Genomic DNA, 21188 nt, shown 5'->3' on the forward strand with positions numbered 1-21188 from the left:
CCGGGCAGAAGGGACCGCTGACGGCGATGCAGATCCGGCTGACCGTCGTAGACCCGCTGGGCCCGTCCCCGCAGCGGGGCCGCGCCGCGAGCCGCGACGTGCTGGTGACGGCGCCCGCGGGTACGGACCTGGCCGCGGTGGCGTCGGCGCTGACCGCGGCGGTCACCGGCGAGGGCGGCACGGGCCGGGACACCGGTAGCGCCCCGGTGGTCCTGTACGCGGGCGCGGAGCGGCTGGACCCCCGCCGCTGCACCCTCGGCGAACCTCCGCTGGTCGACGGCGCCGTGCTGTCCCTGGGCGCCCCGGCGGCCCCCGAGCCGCATCCCGAGCTGGACGACGCGCCGACCCAGCTGCACGTGGTCGCGGGTCCGGACGCGGGCGGGGTCCATCTGCTGCACGGCGGCCGGATCACCGTCGGCCGCTCCGGCGACGCCGACGTCCCGCTGGACGACCCGGACGTCTCCCGCCTGCACTGCGCGGTCACGGTGGCCGCCGACGGCCGCGTCTCGGTGGCCGACCTCGGCTCCACCAACGGCACGGCCCTGGACGGCACGCGCGTGGGCGAGCGCCCGGTGCGGTTCCCCGCGGGGGCGCTGCTGAGGATCGGCGAGTCCGCCCTGCGGGTCACCCCGTCCGGGGGGCCCGGCGCCCGGGTCCGGACGGTGCCGGACGGAGAGGGCTGCCTGCGGGTCGCCATGGGAGCCGGGGAAACCGGTGCTCCGGAGCCGGCAGGCGGTTCGGGGGCCGCCGCGGTGCCGGGTGCCGGGCCCGTTGCGCCGGGTGCCGGCTCCGGGGCCGGCGCGGCGGACGCCGCCGGGCACGCGCGCGTGGCACCCGCCTCGGGCGCGGGAGCCGACGGCCCCTCCGGACCGACGCAGCACACGCACGGCGCGGCGGGCTGGGGCGCCTCGGGCGGCGGCGCGGGGGCCCAGGAGTACCAGCGCCGGGACCAACGGGCGGTGCCCGGTCAGGCCGGGGCGCCGCATGTCGAGACGCGGGACGGTGGCACGGGAGCGCCGGATGCGGCGTCCGGCGGTGACATCCCGGCACCCGGCGTGCCCGGTGCGCCTTCCCGTGGCGGGGACACGCACGTGGGGCACTACGGCGTCGGTGGTCCGGGCGGCCTGTCCGGTGGCGCGTACGCCGGTACGGCGGCTCACGGCCCGGCACCGGACAGCGCCGCTTCCGACATGGACGCGACGGGTGGCGGCGGCCGCAAGGACACACCCCTGCGGGGCACCGACATGCCCCAGGGCGGCCGCCGCCGGGGCGGACTCGGCGCATGGGCACGCCGGCTGACCAGTGGGCGCGGCGAGCAGCCCGCGGCCGAGCGGGAGGCCTACGGCAGCGCGCAGGCCGGTACGGCCGGCGCCCCGGCGGCCGACGTCCCGCAGCTGCCGGAGACCTGGCCGGACCCCGCCGCGCTGCTGCTGACGGCGCTGGGTCCGGGGCCCCGGCTGTGGGAGCGGGAGCCGGGTCACCCGGAGGCGCTGACCGTGCGGCTCGGTACGGCCGACCGGAGCGCACCGGACGGCTCGGGCGTGCTGCCCGCCGTACCGGTGACCGCCGCGCTGCGCGAGGCGGGTGCGCTGGGTCTGGCCGGTCCGCGCCCCCGGCTGTCCGGGCTGGCCCGCGCGGTGCTGGCCCAGCTGGCCGCGCTGCACTCCCCCGACCTGCTCGAGATCGTGCTGATCAGCGCGGACCGGAGCCGCCCGGTGGAGGAGCGCACGGCCGAGTGGTCCTGGCTGGGCTGGCTCCCGCACGTCCGCCCGGGCCACGGCCAGGACTGCCGGCTGCTGCTGGCCCACGACCGCGAACAGGCGGCCGCGCGCACGGAGGAACTGCTGCGCCGGGTGGAGGAGTACGCGACGGCGGGCCGAAGCGCGGCCCTGCCCGCCGGGGCACGGACGGCCCCGGCGCGCGGCCGCACCGCACCGGATCCGGCACCCGGAGCGGCCCCCACCGACCAGGCCCCCGGCCCGGGCCCCGCCGCCCCCGGCACCCACGCCTCCCCGGTCTCCCCCGTCGCCTCCGACCGGACCACTCCCACCCGCCGCCCCTCGTGGGCCAGGGAGGACACCGACCTGGACGGAAGCGGCGGCTTCCCGGGTCCGTACACGGTCGTCGTCGTGGACGGGGACCCCGGCGGGGCTTCCCTGCAGGAGGGCCTGGCGCGGCTTGCCGTGGCCGGACCGCGTGCCGGGATCCACGTCGTCTGCCTCGCCGAGACCGCGGCCGCCACTCCCGCCTCGCCCGTGGCGCGGACCTACGAGGAGGCCTGCGCGGTCGCGCCCACCATCCGGCACTGCGGTGCCGTGGCCCTGCTCAGCGGCGATGTCGCCGGCGCGCTGCACCTAATGCGTGTCGCGCCCACCGGACCCGTCGGCCCGGGCACCCTGGCCACCGTCGACGCCGTCTCCGCCGCCTGGGCGGAGCGGTTCGCGCGGGCCCTCGCGCCGCTACGGCCGGACGGCCCCGTCGGCGAGCGGCACGCGCGCGTGTCCGTACCGCTGCCGCAGTCGGCGCGGCTCCTGGACGAGCTGGGGCTGGCCCGGGCCACCCCGGCCTCGCTGATGGCGCGCTGGGCGGACGCGGCCGACGACACGGAGTCGATGGGGGGCCGGGCCCGAGCGGTGCTCGGAGCCGGGCCGCGCGGCCCGCTCACCGCCGACCTGGTGACCGACGGGCCGCATCTGCTGGTCGAGGGGCCGGCCGGCAGTGGCCGTACCGAGTTGCTGCGGGCCGTGGTCGCCTCGCTGGCCGCCGCCGAGCGGCCCGACCGGCTGGGCATGGTGCTGATCGACGGCCGGGACGGCGTCGGCACGGGCGCGGGGCGCGGCGAGGGGCTGCGCGTCTGTACGGACATACCCCATGTGACGACCCACCTCATCGCCAACGACCCCGTGCGCATGCGGGAGTTCGCGCAGTCGTTGAGCGCCGAGCTGAAGCGGCGCGCGGAGTTGCTGGGCCGGACGGACTTCGCCCAGTGGCACGCGGGGCGTGAGGTGTCGGGCCGTATCGTCGCGCAGCGCACCCCCAACGGGCGGCCGGCCGCTTCCGGAGCCGGGGACATGGAGGCACCGCCCAGCTCCACTCTGCGGCTGCGGCCCGGCGCCGCGGCACGGCAGCGCACCGAGGCGGCACCGCCGCTGCCCCGGCTCGTCGTGGTCGTCGACGATCTGGACGCACTGGTCTCCCCCGCGCTCGGCTCCCCGGGCCGCCCCGCCGCCGGGTCGGTGCTGCGGGCCCTGGAGGCGGTGGCCCGGGAGGGCGAGCGGCTCGGCGTACACCTGGTGGCCGCGGCCGCGGCGGGCGGTCGTACGGCGGAGACGGAGCCGGCCCGGCGGGCCACCCTGCACATAGCACTGGACGCGCCGTCCGCGGGACCGGACGAACCGGCGCCGGGGCGGGGCCGGCTGACATACGCGGACGGCCGGGCCGTCGGCTTCCAGGGCGGCCGCGTGACGGGCCGTATCCCGCGGACGGCGACCCAGCGACCGACCGTGGTGCCGCTGGAGTGGCAGCGCATGGGTGATCCGCCGGCCCGCCGTCCCGTGCGCGAACTGGGCAACGGCCCCACCGACCTGGCCCTGCTGGCCAGCGCGGTGGAGCGCGCGGCCCGGGAGGTCGCCGCGGCGGAGGTGCCCTCACTGCTCTAGGCCCTGTCGCCACGATCCCGTCCGCCCCGGCGCGCATACTTTCCTGATCACGAGCCGGTCACGATGAACCACTGGACGGCGCAGGCGCTCTTGCCGCTCCCGTACGGCCCGGCGTACACCGGAGCGCACGGGACAGTCTTCTGACGTTCAACGGAGAACGACGAACGGGGAAGTGATGCGCAGCAACACCATCCGGACAAACAGGGCCGTCACCACACTCGCCGCACTGCTCGCGGGAGCCCTCGCGCTCACCGCCTGCTCCGGCAGCGACGCCAAGAAGGGCAGCGGCGACACGAGCAGCGGGGCCACCGGGAGCGGCTCCGGCGTCACCCTGCCGAAGCTGAACGGCGTGAACCTGGAGGTCGCCGCTGTCTGGACCGGCACCGAACAGGCGAACTTCAAGAAGGTCCTCGCCGAGTTCGAGAAGCGCACGGGCGCGAAGGTGACGTTCGTGCCCGCCCAGGACCCGATCATCAACTTCCTCGGTTCGAAGATCGCCGGCGGACAGCCGCCGGACGTCGCCCTGCTGCCGCAGCCGGGCGCGATCAAGCAGGCCGTGGACAAGAAGTGGGCCAAGCCCCTCGGCGCGGACGCGCTCAAGGAGCTGCAGAAGAACTACTCGCAGGGCTGGCAGGACATCGGCAAGGTCGGCGGCCGGCAGTACGGCGTCTACTACAAGGCCGCCAACAAGTCGCTGATCTGGTACAACGCCAAGACGTTCGAGAACGCGGGCGCCAAGGAGCCGAAGACCTGGCAGGAACTGCTGACCAGCGCGCGGGCGGTGTACGACTCGGGTGTCACGCCGTTCTCGGTCGGCGGGGCCGACGGCTGGACGCTGACGGACTGGTTCGAGAACGTCTATCTGTCCCAGGCGGGCCCCGAGAAGTACGACCAGCTCGCCCAGCACAAGATCAAGTGGACCGATCCCTCGGTGAAGCAGGCCCTGACCACGCTCGCCCAGATCTGGGGCAAGAAGGACTATGTGGCGGGTGGCGCGGACGGCGCCCTGCAGACCGAGTTCCCGGCGTCCGTCACCCAGACCTTCACCGGCGGCGACCAGCCGAAGGCGGCCATGGTCTACGAGGGTGACTTCGCGCAGGTCAACATCGGTGACACCAAGGCGAAGGTGGGCACGGACGCGAAGGTGTTCCCGTTCCCGGCGGTCGGCACCGGCGCGCCGGTGGTTTCCGGCGGTGATGCGGCCGTGATCCTGAAGGACTCCAAGGGGGCGCAGGCGCTGGCCACCTTCCTGGCCTCCCCGGACGCGGCGACGATCCAGGCGAAACTCGGCGGCTACCTCTCCCCGAACAAGAACGTGCCGGTCTCGGCGTACCCGAACGCGGTGCAGCAGAAGATCGCCAAGGCGCTGATCGCGTCCGGTGACGACTTCCGCTTCGACATGTCCGACCAGGCCCCGCAGGCCTTCGGCGGCACCCCGGGCAAGGGCGAGTGGAAGGACCTGCAGGACTTCCTGAAGAACCCGAAGGACGTGGCGGGCGCCCAGGCGAAACTGGAGAAGGACGCGGCGGCCGCGTACGGGAACGGAGGCTGATCCGGCCATGGCGTCGGCAGCGGCGGCGGGGGCCCCACCGGGCTCCGCCGCACCGAAGAGCCGCAAGAGCGTGACCGGCACCCGCAGGACGGTGGCAGCTCTCTTCCTGCTGCCCGCCCTGGTGCTGCTGGGCGCGCTCGTGGTGTACCCGATCGGGTACTCGATCGTCCGCAGTTTCTACAACGCCTCGGGCGACGGTTTCGCCGGGGTCGACAACTACAAGGCGCTGTTCACCGATGACGGCATCCGTACGGCGCTGAAGAACAACGTCATCTGGGTGGTGTTCGCGCCCACGGTCTCCACCGCGCTCGGCCTGCTCTTCGCGGTGCTGACCGAACGGGTGCGCTGGGGCACGGCGTTCAAGCTGGTCGTCTTCATGCCGATGGCGATCTCCATGCTGGCGGCCGGGATCATCTTCCGGCTGGTGTACGACCAGGACCCGGACAAGGGCGTCGCCAACGCGGTGTGGGTGGGCGTCCACGACACCTTCGCCCAGTCGTCGGCGTTCCCGAAGGCACACCCGGGCCGCGAGTCGCCGCTCGAACCGGAGCAGGGCGGCTTCATCACGAAGGCCACGGTGCAGGTGGGCCGTCCGGTCACGCTCCCGCTGGTCGGCGTCGCCCCCGACCAGCTGCCCGACGGCACGAAGAAGGCGGTGGCCGCCGAGCCGGTGCCCGGCAAGGTCACCGGCACCACCTGGCAGGACTTCACGCGCGGCCAGGGCGTGGGCAAGCTGGGCGCGCCCGACCCGTCCGAGCCGGGCTACGCCGGGATGCGGATCGAGGCGGTGAAGGACGGCACGGTGGTGGCCTCGACGACGGCCGCCGCCGACGGCACCTTCACGTTGCCCGCGAAGGCCGACGGGGCCCGACTGAGGCTTCCCGCGAACAACTTCAAGGAGCCGTACAACGGCGTCGACTGGCTCGGCCCGGCGCTGGTCACCCCGGCCATCATCGGCTCGTACGTGTGGATGTGGGCGGGCTTCGCGATGGTGCTGATCGCGGCGGGGCTCGCGGGCGTGCCCCGGGAGCTGCTGGAGGCCGCGCGGGTGGACGGGGCCAACGAGTGGCAGGTGTTCCGCCGGGTCACCGTGCCGCTGCTGGCGCCGGTCCTCGCGGTCGTCCTGGTCACGCTGATGATCAACGTGCTCAAGGTGTTCGACCTCGTCTACATCATCGCGCCGGGATCCTCCCAGGATGACGCCAACGTGCTGGCCCTGGAGCTGTACCGCAAGGGCTTCGCGGAGAGCCAGCCGGGCATCGCGAGCGCCATCGCGGTGTTCCTGCTGCTGCTGGTGATCCCGGTGATGCTGTTCAACGTTCGTCGGCTGAGGCGGGAGGTGCGGCGATGACCACGGCCGCCGGAAGCATAGGGAAGGTGGCACCCGCCGGCACGACGGTGAAGGCCCGGCAGTCGCTCGGCTCGAAGATCACCGAGAGGCTCGGTGGCGGACTGGTCCGGGTCTTCCTCGTCCTCGTCGGCCTGTTCTGGCTGGTGCCGACCATCGGTCTGCTCATCTCCTCCCTGCGCGCGCCGGAGGACATGAGCGCGAGCGGCTGGTGGAAGGTGTTCAGCCGGCCGTCCCAGCTGACCTTCGAGAGCTACCAGAAGCTGCTGGAGAACAGCGACATCACCAACTCCCTGATGAACACCGTGCTGATCACGGTCCCGGCGACGATCCTGGTCGTCGTGATCGGCTCCTTGGCGGGCTACGCGTTCGCGTGGATGGAGTTCCCCGGCCGGGACTGGTGGTTCCTCGGCGTGGTCAGTCTGCTGGTGGTGCCCGTACAGGTCGCGCTGATCCCGATCGCGGAACTGTTCGGCAAGCTGGGGCTGTTCGGGACGATCTTCGGGGTGATCCTGTTCCACGTCGGCTTCGGCCTGCCGTTCGCGGTGTTCCTGCTGCGGAACTTCTTCGCGGAGATCCCCAGGGAACTCCTCGAGGCGGCCCGCCTCGACGGCGCCGGTGAACTGCGCCTGTTCGTCCGGGTGGTGATGCCGCTCGGCGGGCCCGCGATCGCGAGCCTCGGCATCTTCCAGTTCCTGTGGGTGTGGAACGACATGCTGGTCGCGCTGGTGTTCACCAAGTCCGGCTCGCAGCCGATCACGGTCGCCCTGCAGACGCAGGTACGGCAGTTCGGCAACAACATCGACGTGCTGGCACCGGGCGCGTTCATCTCGATGGTGATCCCGCTGGCCGTGTTCTTCGCGTTCCAGCGGCAGTTCGTCTCCGGAGTCATGGCGGGCGCGGTCAAGTAGTCATCAACCGGGCGCTTTTCGAGGGGCGGGTCTTCAGCGGCCCGCCCCTCGGCGTTCACCGGATGTCCCCCACATGCCGTACGAACCGTAACCAAGTCACTCCATCGGCCGTTCCCGGGCAGAACGCCCGCGCCGACCGACCCATGGATGTCCCTTGCCCAGGTTCAGTGTCATTGTCCCCGCGTACAAGGTCCAGGCGTATCTGTCGGAGTGCCTGGACTCGGTGCTCTCGCAGTCCTATCCCGATCTCGAACTGATCGCCGTCGACGACTGCTCACCGGACGCCTGTGGTGCGATCGTCGACGAGTACGCCGCCCGCGACGCCCGCGTGCAGGCCGTACACCTGGCGGAGAACCAGGGCCTGGGCCGCGCCCGCAACGCGGGCATGGCCGAGGCGACGGGTGACTACCTGGTCTTCCTGGACAGCGACGACACCCTCACCCCGCACGCGCTGCGCGCGATCGCCGACCGCATCAAGGAGACCGGCGAGCCGGACGTCCTGGTCTTCGACTACGCGCGCACCTACTGGAACGGCGAGGCGGTCCGCAACCAGGTCACCGCCCAGCTGACCCAGCAGGAGCCGGCGCCCTTCCGCCTCGAGGACCGCCCGGGGCTGCTGCGGGTGCTGATGGTCGCCTGGAACAAGGCCTATCGGCGGGAGTTCGTCGCGGAGCAGGGTTTCGCGTTCCCGCCCGGCTACTACGAGGACACGCCCTGGACCTTCCCGGCCCTGATGGCGGCGGAGTCGATCGCCACCCTGGACCGGGTGTGCGTGCACTACCGGCAGCGCCGGCAGGGCAACATCCTGAGCACCACCAGCCGCAAGCACTTCGACATCTTCGAGCAGTACGACCGGGTGTTCGCCTACGTCGAGCAGCGGCCGGAACTCTACCGGTGGCGACCGGAGTTGTTCCGTCGGATGATCGACCACTACGTCACGATCTTCACCCGGCGCGACCGGCTGCCCCGCGGCAGCCGCGCCGAGTTCCTGCGCCGGGCCCGTGCCCACTACCGCGGTTACCGCGTCCCGGGCACCAAGGTCCCTCTCCACCGCTTCCGGCTGCGGCACGTCCTGGTCCGCTTCGGCCTGCACCGCACCTTCCGCGCCCTGCGCCTGGCCTCGGCCGTCCGCCGCCGTGTACTGAAGTCCGCGGTGAAGCTGGCCCGTTCCCTCAGGACCACCGCGCTCCAGCTGCACTACCGGATCCAGCTGCGCCTGCCGCTGCGGTCCGACCGGGCGGTGTTCGCCGCCCACGCGGGGCGCGGCCACGGCTGCAACCCGGGCGCCCTGGAGGAGGCGTTCCGTACGCACGCCCCGCACATCCGCACCGCCTGGATCGCCCGGCCCGAGCACCAGCAGGTGATCCCGCCGGGCCCGGGCCGGCTGCGTCCCGGCACGGCCGCCTACTGGACGGCGCTGGCCCGCTCCAAGTACCTGGTGAACAACGTCAACTTCGACCGCAGGCTGAAGAAGCGCCCCGGCCAGGTCTTCGTCCAGACCCAGCACGGCACCCCGCTCAAGCACATGGGCCTCGACCTCCAGGAGCACCCGGCGGCGGCCCGGGACACCGATTTCGAGGAGCTGCTGCGGGGCGTGGACCAGTGGGACTACGTGCTCTCCGGCAACCGGCACTCCACCCTGACCTGGGAGCGGGTCTACCCGGGCCGTTACACCACGCTGGAGTACGGCCACCCGCGCAATGACGTCTTCCAGCGGGCCACTTCGCTGGACGTGACCCGGCTGCGCGAGTCGCTGGGCATCCCGCAGGGCTCGGTCGCGATCCTGTACGCGCCCACGTACCGCGACCACCGCCGCACCCAGCGTCCGCTGCTGGACCTGGAGCGCGTCCTGCGCCGCCTCGGCCCGCGCTTCGTGATCCTCGCCCGCGCCCACCATGCGCACGGCGGCTCCCTCGGCCAGGGCGCCCGGATCATCGACGTCTCGGAGCACCCGAGCGTGGAGTCCCTCTGCCTGGCCTCGGACGCGCTGCTCACCGACTACTCGTCACTGATGTTCGACTACGCCAACCTGGACCGGCCGATCATCGTCCACACCGAGGACTGGGACGCCTACGAGGCCACCCGGGGCACCTACTTCGACCTGCGCGACTTCCCGCCGGGCGCGGTCGCCCGCAGCGAGGACGAGCTGATCGACATCTTCGCCGGCGGCCACTGGCGCGGCTCGCGCTCCGCCCAGCTGAGGGCGGCCTTCCGGGAGCGGTTCTGCCCGTACGACGACGGGCGCGCCGCCGAACGCGTCGTACGGCATGTCGTGCTGGGCGAGACGCAGGGGCGGCCGGAGTTCATCCCGCTCGCCGACCGCCGGCCCGTGCCGTCGGCCGCCGCGGGGCTCGCGCGCTCCCCGCTCGCCACCGTGCCGCAGCCCTCCGGCCCCCTTCCCGTCACCGAGTTCCGCTGAACAGCGTTGGTTCTTCCGGGAGTTTGCATGCCCCTCGGTACGACGCGGCCCACTCCGGCCCGGCCGTCCACCTGGCGTCCCGCCGGACGGCCAAGCCGCGTCCGCAAGACAACAGAAAGAGCAGAATGCCCCGCTTCAGCATCATCGTCCCGTCCCACGGGGTCGCTGGTCGGCTGTCCCAGGCGCTGGACTCGGTCCTCGGCCAGTCCTTCGGCGACCTGGAGCTGATCCCGGTCTGCGACGCTCCCGACGCCCCGGCCGCCGCGGTGGCCGCCGGATACGCCGAGCGGGACTCCCGGGTGACACCGGTCGACTCGCCGCCGTCCGCCGGTCTGAGCGGGGCGCGCAACGCCGGGATGCGGGCGGCGGCCGGCGCGTACGTGCTGTTCCTCGACGGCGACGACCTGCTGCTGCCGGGTGCGCTGGCGGCGCTGGACGCGCGGCTGACCGAGACCGCCGGTGTCGACGTGCTCCACGTCGAGCACGAGCGGACGCCCTGGTGGGAGGGAGAGCCCACCAACCCGGCCGCCCCATTACTGGCCCGGGCGCCGAAAGGGGCCTTCACGCCGGACGCGTTCCCCGAGCTGACCGGTGTGAAGCTCCCGGCGTGGAGCGCCGCCTACCGCCGCACCTTCCTCACCGAGCACAAACTTGTGTTCCCCGACAGCCATTTCACGGACCTCGGCTGGGGCGGCCTGACGACGATCGCCGCCGGACGGGTCGCGGTGCTGCGCCGGGTCGTCGTACGGCACCGGCTGCGCCGGCAGGGCAGCCGGCTCAATCTGCCGGGACCGCACCAGCACGCCCTGCTGGACCAGGTGGAGCTGGTGCTGGGCCGGGTGGCCGAGAGCGGGCTGTCCGCCGAGCGGACCCGGGCGCTCTTCGAGCAGGTGTTCGCGCATGTGTTGAAGACGGCCTCCCGGCCGGAGCGGCTGCCCGCCGGGCACCGCGCGTTCTTCCGCAGGGCCGGCCGTCTGTACCGGCGGCACCGGCCGGCCGGCTACCGCGCGCCGGGCGGCAGCCTGGGCGTGCAGCACCGGCTGCTGGCAACGGGCGCGTACACCGCGTTCCGCGCACTGCGTGGCGCCAACCAGCTGACGGCCAGGGCCGGCGAGAGCGTGCCGCGCCCGCGCATGCTCCGCACCCGGCTGCGCTACGCCCGCGACCTGCGCCGCCCGCTCGACCCCCAGCTCGCCGTGTACTGCGCCTACTGGGGCCGCGGCTACGCCTGCAACCCGGCCGCGATCCACGCCAAGGCCCGCGAACTCGCCCCGCACATCCGCTCGGTGTTCCTGGTCGAGGCCGACCAGGCGCATGCGATGCCCGGGGACGTCGACTACGCGGTGATCGGCTCCCGCCGCTCCTGGGAGGTGCTGGCCCGCGCCAAGTACCTGGTCAACAACGCCAACTTCGCCGACGGCGTCGTCAAGCGGACGGGCAGCGTGCATCTGCAGACCCAGCACGGCACGCCGCTGAAGAAGATGGGCGTCGACCAGTCGACGTACCCGGTGGTGGCCGCGCGGACCGGCAGCTTCACCAAGCTGCTGGGGCGGGTGGACCGCTGGGACTTCAACCTCTCCGCCAACCGCCACTCCACGCAGGTGTGGGAGCGCGCCTTCCCCGGCTCGTACGAGCAGCTGGAGTACGGCTATCCGCGCAACGACGTCTACTACACCGCGACGGCGGACGATGTGGCGTGCCTGCGGCGGGAGTTGGGTGTGCCCGAGGGCCGAACGGCCGTGCTGTACGCGCCGACCCACCGCGACCACCACACCGGCTTCGAGACCGGCCTCGATCTGGAGGCGTTCTGCGAGGCGGCCGGGGAGGACGTGGTCGTGCTGCTGCGCGCCCACTACTTCTACGACCGGGGGTGCACCCAGGGCTCGGACCGGATCATCGACGTCACGGCGCACCGCTCCTCGGAGGACGTGTGCCTCGCGGCGGACGCGCTGGTCACGGACTACTCCTCGATCATGTTCGACTACGCCAACCTGGACCGGCCGATCGTCGTGTACGCCGACGACTGGGAGGTCTACCAGGAGACGCGGGGCGTCTACTTCGACCTGATGACCGAGCCGCCGGGGCCCGTCGCCCGCACCCCTGAGGAGCTGGCCCGCGTCTTTCGCGACGGCACGTACGCGGGGCCGGGGGCCCGGGCCGCGCGGGCCGCGTTCCGGGAGCGGTTCTGCCAGTTCGACGACGGGCGGGCCGCCGAACGCGTCGTACGGCGGGTGCTGCTCGGCGAGCCGCCGGAGGCGATCCCGCCGGTGATCCCGCTCGCGGAGCGCATCCCCGCCCCCGCCGCCGCGACCCTCGTGAGGAGCTGATCCGCCGTGCCCCGCTTCAGCGTCATCGTCCCCTGCTTCAAGGTGCAGGGCTTCCTGCGCGAGTGCCTCGACTCGGTGCTGCTGCAGTGCTTCAGCGACCTCGAGCTGATCGCCGTGGACGACTGCTCACCGGACGGCTGCGGCGCGATCCTGGACGAGTACGCGGACCGCGACCCGCGCGTGAAGGTGCTGCACCTGCCGGAGAACGTCGGCCTCGGCCGGGCCCGCAACGCGGGGCTGCGGCACGCCACCGGGGACTACCTGTTCTTCCTGGACAGCGACGACACCCTCACCCCGGGCGTGCTGCGCGCGATGGCCGAGCGCATTGCGGAGGCCGCGGACCCGGACGTGCTGGTCTTCGACTACGCGCGCACCTACTGGTGGGGCGGCACCCGGCGCAATGTGCTCGCACACGTGCTCACGGAGGCCGGCGCGGACACCTTCGCGGCCGCCGACCGGCCGGAGATCCTGGACCTGCTGATGGTGGTGTGGAACAAGGTCTACCGGCGCGACTTCGTCGAGGAGAACGGCTTCGAGTTCCCGCCCGGCTACTACGAGGACACCCCCTGGACCTTCCCGGTCATGCTCAGTGCCCGGCGGATCGCCGCCCTGGACCGGATCTGCCTGAACTACCGGCAGCGCAGGCAGGGCAACATCCTGTCCACCACCAGCCGCAAGCACTTCGACATCCACGACCAGTACGAGCGGGTGTTCGCCTTCGTGGACCGGCACGAGGAGCTGTGGAGCCGGCGGCCGTACCTGCACCGCAAGATGGCCGAGCACTGCCTGGACATCCTCGCCAAGCCGGACCGGCTGCCGCCGGAGGACAAGGCCGAGTTCTTCCGGCGTACGGCGGAGATGATCCGCAGGCACCGGCCCGAGGGTGCGGTCGTGGACGGTGAGGCCGCCCTGCTGGAGGGCTCCTACGCGATGTACCGGCTGAAACGGCAGACCGAGCGGGTGGGGCGGGAGGCCGGGCTGCGGGCCGTGCAGGCGCGCCGGGCCGCCGCCGGGCGGGCCCGGCGCGGCTGGGCCGGGCTGCACGCACACCGGCCGCTGGACCCGCACCTGGTGGTGTACTCGGCGTCGTCACACCGAGGCGTGCTGGGCGATCCGGCCGCCGTCTACCACAAGGCCCTGGAGATCGCCCCGCGGCTGCGCGGGGTGTGGGTGGTCCGGGACGAGGAGACCGCGGCACAACTGCCGGCCGGGGTCGAGCACGTGCTCGTGGACTCCCGGCGCTGTCTGGAGGTCGCCGCGCGGGCGAAGTTCTTCGTGAACGACGTCAACTGGCCCGGCTCGCTGGCCAAACGGCCCGGCAGTGTGCACATCCACACCCACCAGGGCACCCCGCTGAAGTACATGGGTGCCGACCTGCTGGGCAAGCCCGGCGCCCGGCTCGGCTTCGACGTGCCGCAGATACTGCGCCGGGCCGACCGCTGGGACTACAGCCTGGTCGCCAACCGGCACTCGGAGCTGGTGTGGGACCGGGCCTACCCCTGCCACTTCACCTCGGTGCGCACCGGCAGCCCGCGCAACGACGTGCTGGTCCGTGCCGGCGACCGGGACGGCGGCGCCTTCCGGCTGCGGCACGGGATCCCCGAGGACCACACGGTGGTGCTGTACGCGCCGACCCGCCGGGACTACCGCAGGGGCGGACATGTGGACCGGATCGACCTGGCCCGGTTCGCGGCCGATCTGGGCGAGGGACACACCCTCGTGGTCCGGCTGCACCCGACGCTGGCGACCGGCCCCGCGCGGGGTCTGGGCCTGACCGAGCTGGCCCGGCGCGGGGTCGTGGTCGACGCGACGGACGAGCCGCACGCCGAGGAGGTGATGCTCGCCTCGAACGCGCTGGTCACCGACTACTCGGCCCTGATGTTCGACTACGCCGACCTGGACCGGCCGATCGTGCTCCACGCCGACGACTGGGCCGCGTTCACCGCGAGCCGGGGCGCCTATCTCGACATCACCGCTCAGGCGCCGGGCCATGTCTCCCGCTCCTACCGGGAGCTGGCCCGGCTGTTCGCCTCCGGGGCGTGGCGGGACGAGGAGTCGGCGCGGCTGCGGGCGGACTTCCGTGAGCGGTTCTGCGAGTTCGACGACGGGCGGGCCGCCGAGCGGGTCGTACGGACACTGCTGCTCGGCGAGTCGATGCCCGCTGCCGGGGAGGGGGCCGTGAGGATCCCCGGTCAGGCCGTCGGAGGTGACCTGCCGGCCCCGACGTGAGGCCGCGCAGGTCACCCCTGGCCTCGGGCCTTACTCGATGACGAGGTCGACCTCGATGTTGCCGCGGGTGGCGTTGGAGTAGGGGCAGACCTGGTGGGCGGTCTCGACCAGCTTGCGGCCGGTCGCCTCGTCCACGGTGCCGGGCAGCTCGATGCGCAGCGTCACCTTCAGGTTGAAGCCCTCGCCCTGCTTGCCGATGCCCACCTCGGCGGTCACGGCGGCGTCGCTGACGTCCACCTTCGCCTGCCGGCCGACGAGGCCGAGGGCACTGCCGAAGCAGGCGGCGTAACCGGCGGCGAAGAGCTGCTCCGGGTTGGTGCCCTCGCCGTTGCCGCCGAGCTCCACCGGCGGGGCCAGCTTGAGGTCGATCTTGCCGTCGGAGGAGACGGCGCGGCCGTCGCGGCCGTGGGTGGCGGTGGCGACAGCGGTGTAGAGCGCGTCCATGGAAGACCATCCCTCTCGGGTGTGGGGTTCGTTGCGACCACAAGTAGAGCACACGATTTAGTTGTGCACAACTAAATTACTCGCAGGAGCTACCCTGGACCCATGACCGCCATGCCGACCCCCAACCCCTCCGAAGCGGACTGGCTCCGTCTGGACCGCCAGATCTGCTTCTCCCTGCACGCGGCGTCCCGCGCCTTCAACGGCGTCTACCGCGTGATCCTCAAGGACCTCGGGCTCACCTACCCGCAGTACCTGGTGATGCTGGTGCTGTGGGAGCAGGACGACCTGCCGGTCAAGAAGCTCGGTGAGCAGCTGCGCCTGGACTCGGGGACGCTCTCCCCGCTGGTCAAGCGGCTGGAGGGGGCCGGTCTGGTCCGGCGCGAGCGCAGCGCGCAGGACGAGCGGTCGGTGCGGGTGCGGCTGACCGAGGAGGGCGCGGCGCTGCGCGAGCGTGCCCTTCGGGTGCCGCGGCGCATCGCGGCGGCGACGGGCTTCGAACTGGCGGAGATCGGCGAGCTGCGCGAGCGTCTCGACCGGCTCACCTCCGCGCTGGACGCGGCCGCACTGGAAGAGGCCTCACCGGAAGCGGCCCAGAGCTGCGGCTGAGGGCGGACCGGCGGACGTAGAGCCGCACCGCCACATCGCCCTGCACGGACTCCTCGCCGGGGACGAAGTCCCGTGCGAGAACGGCGAGCTTCGCCTGCTCGGCGGGGTTGCCCGGCCTCCAGCGCCCGGCGAGCAGATCCCGGTCGGCCACGACCCACACCCGCTCCAGCCGGCCCACCCGCCGGCGCAGTGTCTGCGCGCCGACCTCCTGCCCGTACAGACTCCCGGACTCGGGCGCCGACCGCGCCAGCGCCACATCCCGCGCCCCGCGGAACGCCCCCGGATAGGTGAGGGCCGTGTTCCGGGTCTGCGCCGGCAGAAAGAGCACGGCGCCCCCAGGCCGCACCGCCCGCCCGGCGACCCGGGAGACGGCCGCGAGGTCGTCGGGGCGGCGGCCCGGGTCACGGTCGTCGCCGAGGAGGGGCAGTTGGTGGGTGAGGGCGAGGGCGAGAGCGAGAACACCGGTCAGGGTCAGGAGGGGGGAGCCGGAGAGGGGACTGGTCCTGGTGGGCCCCGGCGGCCGCGGGTGCCCTTGCGTCGTCCCGTCCCCGTGTGCCCACAGTCGCGCGGCGGCCCCCGCCACGCGATCGGCGCCCGCCGCCACCAGCAACGGCGCCCCCGACAGGGCGTACAGCACATACCGGTCGACGTACAACGGCGAGACCTGCGACACCAGCATCAACGCGCCCGGTGGCACCACGACCAACGGCAGGGCGACCCCCGCGCAGGTCAGTTCCCCCCGCCGCCCGGCCAACCCCGCGAGCCCCAGCAGGGCCAGTACGAGGCACGGCCAGCACACCCCGTCCGTCGGTCCCAGAAACGTCCGGAGCAAGCCCAGCGCCGTCTCCGGCGTCGGCTCCCGCAACCACGCCACCTGCGCCGACTGGGCACGCGACACGAGGATCATCGGCACCAGCGCGAGCCCCACCGCGCTCGCCGCACACCCCCAGCCCCGCCATACCCGCGCCCCCACCCGGGCCAGCGCCAGCGACAGCGCGTGGGCGAGCAGCAGCAGGACCGCGAACTCGTGCAACCAGCAGGTCAGGCCGAGGGCGACGCCGTACGCCCACCAGGAACCTCCCCGCACGGCTCGCACGAACAGCACCGTCGCCCCGGTGGCACCGGCCGCGACCAGGGCGTAGGACCGGCCCTCCTGGGCGTAGTGGCCCGCCATCGGCGTGATCGCGTACAGCAGTCCGGCCCACTGTCCGACGCGCGGCCGGACCAGCCGGGTGCCGAGCGCGGCCACCAGTCCCGCGGTCAGCGCCGCCGCGCACACGGACGGCAGCCTGAGGACGACTTCGCCGGGATGGACGGTGAGGACGGCGTGCATGAGGAGGTAGTAGAGACCATGCACCGCGTCCACGCCGTGCACCAGCCGCCAGATCTGCGGCACCGTGCGGCGCGCGACCTGGAAGGTGACGGCCTCGTCCCGCCACATCCCGGCGCGGTCCAGTCCCCACAGTCCCAGCGCGAGCATCACCAGCGAGGGCACGGAGACGGCGAGGGCCCGGCGAAGGCGCCACAGCATCCGGCTCGGCACACCGGTCGTTGCACCGGGGGGTGCGACGGCTGCTGCTCCAGCCGCCCTGCGCGGCTGCGGTTTCACAAGAGGCCTGACGTTCACCACGGCCCGATCTTTTGCGATTAGCCAATATTTGCCACTTATTGACGGCGTATCAGCATGGATATACCATCCGCGCGGATTAGGCTCCCGCCTGATGAACCGTCTCCGTGTCACCCCCGGCCCGGTCCTCGCCCTCGCCGCCGTATGGCTCGCCACCCGTGCCCTGATGTCGTGGCTGCTCACCCACGACAGCTCGCCCCTGCTGGGCGGGGGTTCGGTGCCGCGCGAGGTGTGGCGGCTGTACTTCCACTGGTACGGCGTCCTGTCGCGGGGCGCGTTCCCGGCCCACGACAGCACCTGGCAGTACCCGCCGGGCGCGGGCGCGGTGCTGCTGGCGCCGGGCCTGCTGCCGTGGTGGACGTACTTCCAGGCGTTCGTGGCACTGACGCTGGCCGCGGACGCGCTGATCGCGGTGACCCTCTTCCGCGCGGGGACGCGTCCGGGGCACAGCCTGCTCGGCGCGGCCCTGTGGACCGGCGGTCTGCCGCTGCTGCTGCAGGTGCCGCTCGCCCGGTACGACGTGCAGGTGACCGCGCTCGCCGTCGTCTCCCTGCTGACGTTGGCGCGCTCCCCGCGCGCGGGCGGTGTTCTGGGAGGCCTGGGCGCCCTGGTGAAGGTGTGGCCGGTGCTGGTGCTGCTGGGCACGCCCCAGGGGCCCGCGACGCGGAGGGCGTGGGGATGGGCGGTGGCCGCCGGGGGAACCTGCCTCGCACTCTTCGAGGTTTCGTTCAACAATCCGCTCGCCTTCCTGTGGCAGCAAGGCGGCCGGGGAGTGCAGATCGAGTCGTTCGGCGGTACGGCGCTCAATCTGGCCCGGCACGTCGGCTGGTCCGGCCGGGCCCGCTACCAGTACGGCGCGATCGAGCTGGTCGGCCCGCACGTGCGCGCCGTCGCCGCCGCCTCCCTCGCGCTCACGGCGGCGGCGTTCGCGCTGCTGGTGCTGTGGAGGCTGCGGGCGCGGCACTGGAGCCCGGCCACGCCGTACGACGCCGCGCTCTCCGGGGTGCTGCTGTTCACGGCCACCAGCCGGGTCATCAGCCCCCAGTACATGATCTGGCTGCTCGGGCTGGCCGCCGTGTGCCTGACCTCGCGGCACACCAGCCAGCGTCCGGTGGCGGTGCTGATCCTCGCCGCGAGCGCGCTGAGTTCCGTGGCGTTCCCGATGTTCTACCGCGATGTGGTCGCCGGGACCTGGACCGGCTGTCTGCTGATGCTGGCCCGCAACGGGCTGCTGGCGGCCGCCGCGGTGCTGTCCTTCGTCCTGCTGTGGCGCTCCGCGCGGCCGCCGGCCGGAAAGCCCGTGCCCGCGACGGAACCCCGACCCGATTCCGACCGTCTTCCGGACCGAGCATTAAGCATCTCTTAACGGGTTATTACTTAACATTTCTACGCTTCCGGCCCGTGGACCCCATGCATCCAGACCCGCGAGACCCGCGTCCGACGCCCCAGGTCGGTGTCGTCGTCATCGGCTACAACGACGCCGCCCACATGGCCGACGCCGTGCGCTCGGCGCTCGGCCAGGGAGCCGCCGTCGGCGAGGTGGTGGCCGTCGACGACTGCTCGACGGACGGCACCGGCGAACTGCTGGCCCGCCTGGCCGCCGACGATCCCAGGCTGCGGGTGCTGCGCCGGGAGGTCAACAGCGGCGGCTGCGGCAGCCCGCGCAACACCGGGATCGACGCGGTGACGATGCCGTACGTGATGTTCCTCGACAGCGACGACGTGCTGCCGCCCGGCGCGGTGGACGCGCTGCTGGCCGCGGCCACCGGTGGGAACGCCGAGGTCACGAGCGGCCTGTGCGTGCGCCGGGAGCTGCCCTCGGGGCGCGAACAGCCCTGGCAGGCCCCCCTCTACACAGCGCACACCGTCCTCGCACGCCCCTCCCAGCGCCCCCGCCTGGTCCACGACACGCTGTGCGTCAACAAGCTCTACCGGACCGCCTTTCTGCGCCGGCACGGCATCCGCTTCCCCGAAGGGCGCTTCCTGTACGAGGACTTCGTCTTCACCGCGCGCGTGCTCGCCGCCGCGCCGCGCATCGCGCTCGTACCGCAGCGCGTGTACGTGTGGCACGTGCGCCGATCGGCCGAGCAGTTGTCGCTCTCCCTGGACCGGGAGCGCATCGACAACTGGAAGGCGCGTACCGAGGCGTGCGCGCTGGCGTACGACATTCTGCTGAGCGCCGGGCAGAAGGAGCTGGCGCGGGCCGCGCGGGCGAAGTTCCTCGACCACGAGCTGCGCATGTACGCGCGTGAGCTGGGGTTGCGCGATGCGCAGTACCAGCGCGCGTGGTGGGCGCACACCCGGGAGTACCTCGGGCGCTACGACGTCGCCGACTGGGAACCGAACCCGGTGGCGCCCGGCCGGCTGCTCGCGCGGGTCGTCCTCGAGTCCCCGGAGCCGCGCGACCTGCCCCGCCTGAAGGAGCTGGCCGCCCGCCCCGCCCGGCTGCTCCCGCCCTACGCCCGCGCGCCCGACGGCACACCCGTCTGGTCCGCCGACCTCCCCAACGTCACCCTCACCCCTCTCCTGACCCGTCCCGTCCCCCTCCTGCCACTCGCGGTGGACGCGGAACTGCGCCCACGCGCGCGGGACACCCGTGTGCGCCTGCGGCTGCACGAGCTGTACGGGCGGATGGCCGAGGCCGTGCCGCAGGAGGTGGAGGTGGAGTGGCAGTGCCGGGAGGACGAGCGCGCGGCCGAGCGGGTGACGAAGGCGTTCACGCCCTCCGGCACGGACCTGTGGTGGGCCGAGGTGCCCGTCGACCTGGCCGCGCTCGGCGCGGGCACCTGGGACCTGCGCCTGACCTTGCGTTTCGCGGACGGCACGACCCGGGACGTCACGGCGCACGCCCTGGCGGGCGCCGGCCGCCTGCGCCGGCACGCCGTCCCGAGCGCCCGGCACGGCGTGCTGCTGGTCCAGCCGTACGCCACCCACTCCGGCGCCCTGGCGCTGCGCGTGGCGGCCGGGCTACGCGGAGTCATGGCAGTGGCCCGCGGTCGGCTGCGCCGCCTGATTCACTGAGAACCACAGGACACAGAGCCGGCCACCACAGGCCGGCTGACGAGGGGACGGCCGTACATGACCTGGCTGATCACCGGCGGCGCCGGATACATCGGGGCACACGTCGTACGCGCGATGACCGAGGCGGGCGAGCGGACCGTGGTCTACGACGACCTGTCCACGGGCGTCGCCGAGCGTGTGCCGGACGAGGTTCCCCTGGTGCAGGGCTCGACCCTGGACGGCGAGAAGGTGGCGCGCACCCTCGCCGACCACGAGGTGACCGGGGTCGTCCACCTGGCGGCGAAGAAACAGGTGGGTGAGTCCGTGGACCGCCCGCTGGACTACTACCGGGAGAACGTGGAGGGCCTGCGCGTCCTGCTGGAGGCGGTGACGCAGGCGGACATCCCGGCCTTCGTCTTCTCCTCCTCCGCCGCGGTCTACGGCATGCCGGACGTGGACGTCGTGACCGAGGAGACGCCCTGCCTCCCGCTCTCCCCCTACGGCGAGACCAAGCTGGCCGGCGAGTGGCTGGTCCGCGCGACCGGCCGGGCGACCGGCCTCGCCACCGCTTCGCTGCGCTACTTCAACGTGGCCGGCGCGGCCACTCCGGCCCTGGCCGACACCGGCGTCTTCAACCTGGTCCCGATGGTCTTCGAGAAGCTCACCGAGGGCGCGTCCCCGCGCATCTTCGGCGACGACTACCCGACCCCCGACGGCACCTGCGTCCGTGACTACATCCACGTGGCCGACCTGGCCGAGGCCCATGTGACGGTCGCCCGCGCCCTGCGCTCCACCCCCGGCAGCGATCTGACCCTCAACATCGGCCGCGGCGAGGGCGTTTCGGTCCGCGAGATGATCGACCACATCAACGCGGTCACCGGCTACGACCGCCCCCCGACCGTCACCCCCCGCCGCCCCGGCGACCCGGCCCGTGTCGTGGCCTCGGCCGACCGCATCGGCACCGAACTGGGATGGCAGGCCAAGTACGACGTCCAGGACATGATCGCCTCGGCCTGGGAGGGCTGGGTACGACTGCACCCGGAGGCCGCGCGGTCGTAGGCTGCGC

The 21188-nt window shown here is 73.1% G+C and carries 13 protein-coding genes; 11 read left to right on the forward strand and 2 right to left on the reverse strand.

What is annotated here, in order from left to right:
* The first annotated feature begins 26 nt into the window (after positions 1-26).
* The 7 genes from ACFZDC_RS17035 (at position 27) to ACFZDC_RS17065 (ending at position 14445) form a co-directional block, all read left to right on the forward strand.
* A complete protein-coding gene (locus tag ACFZDC_RS17035) occupies positions 27-3659 on the forward strand; it encodes an FtsK/SpoIIIE domain-containing protein (RefSeq protein WP_391324564.1) in 3633 nt (1210 codons plus the stop codon).
* Positions 3660-3834: 175 nt separating this feature from the next.
* Positions 3835-5211 (forward strand): extracellular solute-binding protein, encoded by a 1377-nt coding sequence (locus tag ACFZDC_RS17040; protein ID WP_391324476.1) that lies wholly within the window; start codon positions 3835-3837, stop codon positions 5209-5211.
* Positions 5212-5218: 7 nt separating this feature from the next.
* Entirely contained in the window at positions 5219-6562 is a 1344-nt protein-coding gene (locus ACFZDC_RS17045) for an ABC transporter permease subunit (RefSeq protein ID WP_391324478.1), read from the forward strand.
* On the forward strand, positions 6559-7470 hold the full coding sequence (locus ACFZDC_RS17050; RefSeq protein WP_391324479.1) for an ABC transporter permease subunit: 912 nt from the start codon (positions 6559-6561) through the stop codon (positions 7468-7470). The genes ACFZDC_RS17045 and ACFZDC_RS17050 overlap by 4 nt, the downstream gene beginning before the upstream one ends.
* A gap of 154 nt (positions 7471-7624) precedes the next feature.
* Complete coding sequence (locus tag ACFZDC_RS17055; protein WP_391324481.1) at positions 7625-9889, forward strand: CDP-glycerol glycerophosphotransferase family protein; 2265 nt, start codon at positions 7625-7627, stop codon at positions 9887-9889.
* A gap of 125 nt (positions 9890-10014) precedes the next feature.
* Entirely contained in the window at positions 10015-12216 is a 2202-nt protein-coding gene (locus tag ACFZDC_RS17060) for a CDP-glycerol glycerophosphotransferase family protein (RefSeq protein ID WP_391324483.1), read from the forward strand.
* Between the two features lie 6 nt (positions 12217-12222).
* Complete coding sequence (locus ACFZDC_RS17065) at positions 12223-14445, forward strand: CDP-glycerol glycerophosphotransferase family protein (protein WP_391324485.1); 2223 nt, start codon at positions 12223-12225, stop codon at positions 14443-14445.
* 30 nt (positions 14446-14475) lie between these two features.
* Here the strand turns inward: ACFZDC_RS17065 and ACFZDC_RS17070 are convergent, their stop codons facing one another.
* The gene (locus ACFZDC_RS17070) at positions 14476-14889 is read right to left on the reverse strand and encodes an Ohr family peroxiredoxin (RefSeq protein ID WP_391324486.1); all 414 of its coding nucleotides are present in this window, start codon (positions 14887-14889) and stop codon (positions 14476-14478) included.
* Between the two features lie 102 nt (positions 14890-14991).
* Here ACFZDC_RS17070 and ACFZDC_RS17075 point away from each other — a divergent pair, with 102 nt between their 5' ends.
* Positions 14992-15495 carry a MarR family transcriptional regulator gene (locus tag ACFZDC_RS17075; RefSeq protein ID WP_391324488.1) on the forward strand — a complete coding sequence of 168 codons (504 nt, stop codon included), beginning with the start codon at positions 14992-14994 and terminating at the stop codon, positions 15493-15495.
* Here the strand turns inward: ACFZDC_RS17075 and ACFZDC_RS17080 are convergent.
* On the reverse strand, positions 15428-17026 hold the full coding sequence (locus tag ACFZDC_RS17080) for a hypothetical protein (RefSeq protein WP_391324490.1): 1599 nt from the start codon (positions 17024-17026) through the stop codon (positions 15428-15430). The two genes, ACFZDC_RS17075 and ACFZDC_RS17080, sit on opposite strands and share 68 nt — an antisense overlap.
* A gap of 190 nt (positions 17027-17216) precedes the next feature.
* Here ACFZDC_RS17080 and ACFZDC_RS17085 point away from each other — a divergent pair, with 190 nt between their 5' ends.
* From ACFZDC_RS17085 to galE, 3 genes are read left to right on the forward strand one after another with little or no spacing between them, the layout of a single operon-like run.
* A complete protein-coding gene (locus ACFZDC_RS17085; RefSeq protein WP_391324492.1) occupies positions 17217-18488 on the forward strand; it encodes a glycosyltransferase 87 family protein in 1272 nt (423 codons plus the stop codon).
* 44 nt (positions 18489-18532) lie between these two features.
* Positions 18533-20143 (forward strand): glycosyltransferase, encoded by a 1611-nt coding sequence (locus ACFZDC_RS17090; protein ID WP_391324566.1) that lies wholly within the window; start codon positions 18533-18535, stop codon positions 20141-20143.
* A 57-nt stretch (positions 20144-20200) separates the two neighbouring features.
* Positions 20201-21181 carry a UDP-glucose 4-epimerase GalE gene (gene galE, locus ACFZDC_RS17095; protein WP_391324494.1) on the forward strand — a complete coding sequence of 327 codons (981 nt, stop codon included), beginning with the start codon at positions 20201-20203 and terminating at the stop codon, positions 21179-21181.
* Positions 21182-21188 lie beyond the last annotated feature (7 nt).

It is taken from the genome of Streptomyces sp. NPDC007905 (assembly GCF_042959345.1).
GTDB lineage: Bacteria > Actinomycetota > Actinomycetes > Streptomycetales > Streptomycetaceae > Streptomyces.

Coding starts and splice junctions, on each gene's coding strand:
- ACFZDC_RS17090 (WP_391324566.1), top strand. CDS start 18,533: ATGCATCCAGACCCGCGAGACCCGCGTCCGACGCCCCAGGTCGGTGTC.
- ACFZDC_RS17080 (WP_391324490.1), bottom strand. CDS start 17,026: ATGCTGTGGCGCCTTCGCCGGGCCCTCGCCGTCTCCGTGCCCTCGCTG.
- ACFZDC_RS17070 (WP_391324486.1), bottom strand. CDS start 14,889: ATGGACGCGCTCTACACCGCTGTCGCCACCGCCACCCACGGCCGCGAC.
- galE (WP_391324494.1), top strand. CDS start 20,201: ATGACCTGGCTGATCACCGGCGGCGCCGGATACATCGGGGCACACGTC.
- ACFZDC_RS17060 (WP_391324483.1), top strand. CDS start 10,015: ATGCCCCGCTTCAGCATCATCGTCCCGTCCCACGGGGTCGCTGGTCGG.
- ACFZDC_RS17085 (WP_391324492.1), top strand. CDS start 17,217: ATGAACCGTCTCCGTGTCACCCCCGGCCCGGTCCTCGCCCTCGCCGCC.
- ACFZDC_RS17040 (WP_391324476.1), top strand. CDS start 3,835: ATGCGCAGCAACACCATCCGGACAAACAGGGCCGTCACCACACTCGCC.
- ACFZDC_RS17050 (WP_391324479.1), top strand. CDS start 6,559: ATGACCACGGCCGCCGGAAGCATAGGGAAGGTGGCACCCGCCGGCACG.
- ACFZDC_RS17045 (WP_391324478.1), top strand. CDS start 5,219: ATGGCGTCGGCAGCGGCGGCGGGGGCCCCACCGGGCTCCGCCGCACCG.
- ACFZDC_RS17075 (WP_391324488.1), top strand. CDS start 14,992: ATGACCGCCATGCCGACCCCCAACCCCTCCGAAGCGGACTGGCTCCGT.
- ACFZDC_RS17035 (WP_391324564.1), top strand. CDS start 27: ATGCAGATCCGGCTGACCGTCGTAGACCCGCTGGGCCCGTCCCCGCAG.